Source organism: Streptomyces sp. NPDC002156 (assembly GCF_053593675.1).
In genome coordinates, this window is the sequence record NZ_JBSFDA010000357.1 from 1 (window position 1) to 1,966 (window position 1,966).

At 68.6% G+C, this 1,966-nt stretch carries 2 protein-coding genes; one reads left to right on the top strand and one right to left on the bottom strand.

What is annotated here, in order from left to right; genetic code table 11:
* Window positions 1-103: 103 nt before the first annotated feature.
* Entirely contained in the window at window positions 104-928 is an 825-nt protein-coding gene (locus tag ACWCRB_RS49660; RefSeq protein ID WP_369029198.1) for a maleylpyruvate isomerase family mycothiol-dependent enzyme, read from the bottom strand.
* A 144-nt stretch (window positions 929-1,072) separates the two neighbouring features.
* Here ACWCRB_RS49660 and ACWCRB_RS49665 point away from each other — a divergent pair, with 144 nt between their 5' ends.
* On the top strand, window positions 1,073-1,864 hold the full coding sequence (locus tag ACWCRB_RS49665; protein WP_451002353.1) for a carbon-nitrogen family hydrolase: 792 nt from the start codon (window positions 1,073-1,075) through the stop codon (window positions 1,862-1,864).
* The last annotated feature ends 102 nt before the right edge of the window (window positions 1,865-1,966 follow it).

Genomic DNA, 1,966 nt, shown 5'->3' on the forward strand with positions numbered 1-1,966 from the left:
CTGGGGGCTGCCGCCCCCAGGCCCCCGCTGTCGGCCTGAACGGCCTCGTCCTCAAACTCCCCCAGAGGGGGGACCCCCAACGGGCTGGATTGGCCAACCCTGTTCACGGCGTCACCGCGAAGTGGCGCAGGATCGCTGCCGTCAGGCCCGGGTCGCCCTCTGCCTTGATGCGGTCGGCGACCGACTCCGGGGTCACCCGGCCGCAGGCGAGGCGGAAGTAGGTCTCCCAGTCGAGGGCGAAGGTGGCGGCGGGGCCGAGGGCCGGGGACGTTTCGAGGGTGCCGCGGCCGTTGATGTCGACGCGGATCGTGCGCAGGAACTCGATGGGACCGTGCACGTCGAAGACGATCGCCGAACTGCGCGGCGCCCCCGCGTCCTTGGCGACGACCTTCGGCAGCGCGCTGAGCAGCATGTCCCGCGCGATGTGCGCGCCGGGGGAGTCGATGTTGCCGGGTACACCGAGGGCGGTCCGCAGATCCTGCTCGTGCACCCACACGTCGAACGCCCGGTTGCGCATGGCGACTTCGAGGGCGGTCTCGCGGCCGTAGAGGCCGCGGATCTTCGCCCCCGGTTCCCGTGACTCGTTGCGCAGCTGGCGGTTGCGGCGAATGATCGTGTACTCCAGCTCCGACGTCATCTCGGGCGCCGTGTGGTGCCGCCGTACGTCGACCTGCATCTCCATGTAGCGCTGCTGCTCGTTGGTGACGTGGTACAGGTCGCGCGGGAGCGTGTGGATGGGGCGCGGGTCGCCGAGCATCTCGCACTCCAGGCCGATGACATGCGAGACGATGTCACGGACCGACCAGCCCGGGCACGGGGTCCGGCGGTTCCACTCGCCCTCCACGAGCGGCGTCACCAGCTCGGATATCGCTTCGATGGAGTGGGTCCAGGCGTCGGCGTAGGGCTGGAGAGTGGGATGCAGACTCACGGAACGGGACCCCTCGGGCGGTCGGTGCGCGGGCAGTGGGTGTCTTGGAACGTTAAGTTACGCTGCTGTGAGGCACCCCGGCAGTGCTTTCGTGTGACGATCGTAGGCCCGTGTGAACGGCTCGAATGTCAGGACGGTGGTAGTGTGCGCGCCTCGCTCATCCAGATCGGTGTAGAAGGGGGCGAATCGGTCGAATCGCGTCGGCGGCGTGTGGCGTCGCTGGTACGGGACGAGGCCGGTGCCGATCTCGTCGTACTGCCCGAGCTGTGGACGACGGGGGCTTTCGCGTACGAGCTGTTCGCGAGCGAGGCCGAGCCGTTGGACGGGCCGACGTATGAGGCTATGGCCAAGGCCGCGAGCGACGCGGGCGTGTGGCTGCACGCCGGCTCGATCCCGGAGCGGGACCCCGAGGGGCCGCTCTACAACACCTCCCTTGTGTTCTCGCCCGATGGTGAGCTGGCTGCCGTCTATCGCAAGATCCATCGGTTCGGTTTCGACAAGGGTGAGGCCGTGCTGATGGGGGCGGGCGCGGAGCTGGTGACCGTCCGGCTGCCTGAGACGACGGTTGGTGTCGCCACCTGTTACGACCTCCGTTTTCCTGAGTTGTTCCGTGGGCTTGTCGATGCGGGGGCCGAGACGATCGTGATCTCGGCGGGGTGGCCGGAGCGGAGGCGTTCGCACTGGACGTTGCTGGCTCAGGCTCGGGCGGTCGAGAACCAGGCGTTTGTTCTTGCTTGTGGAACGGCTGGGGAGCATGCGGGGGTTCCTCAGGCCGGTCACTCGATCGTGGTTGATCCGTGGGGTGAGGTGTTGGGGGAGGCGGGGGCCGGCGAGGAGGTTCTGCGGGTCGAGTTCGATCCCGCGAAGGTGGGGGAGACTCGGGAGGTGTTTCCGGCGCTGAAGGATCGGGTGCTGGGGGTTCCGGGGCGGGGTTGAGTTTTTCTCGCCCCCGCCGCCCTTACCCGTTCCCATCCTCGGGGGCTCCGCCCCCGAACCCCCGTATCGCGCTGAACGCGCTCGTCCTCAAACGCCGGACGG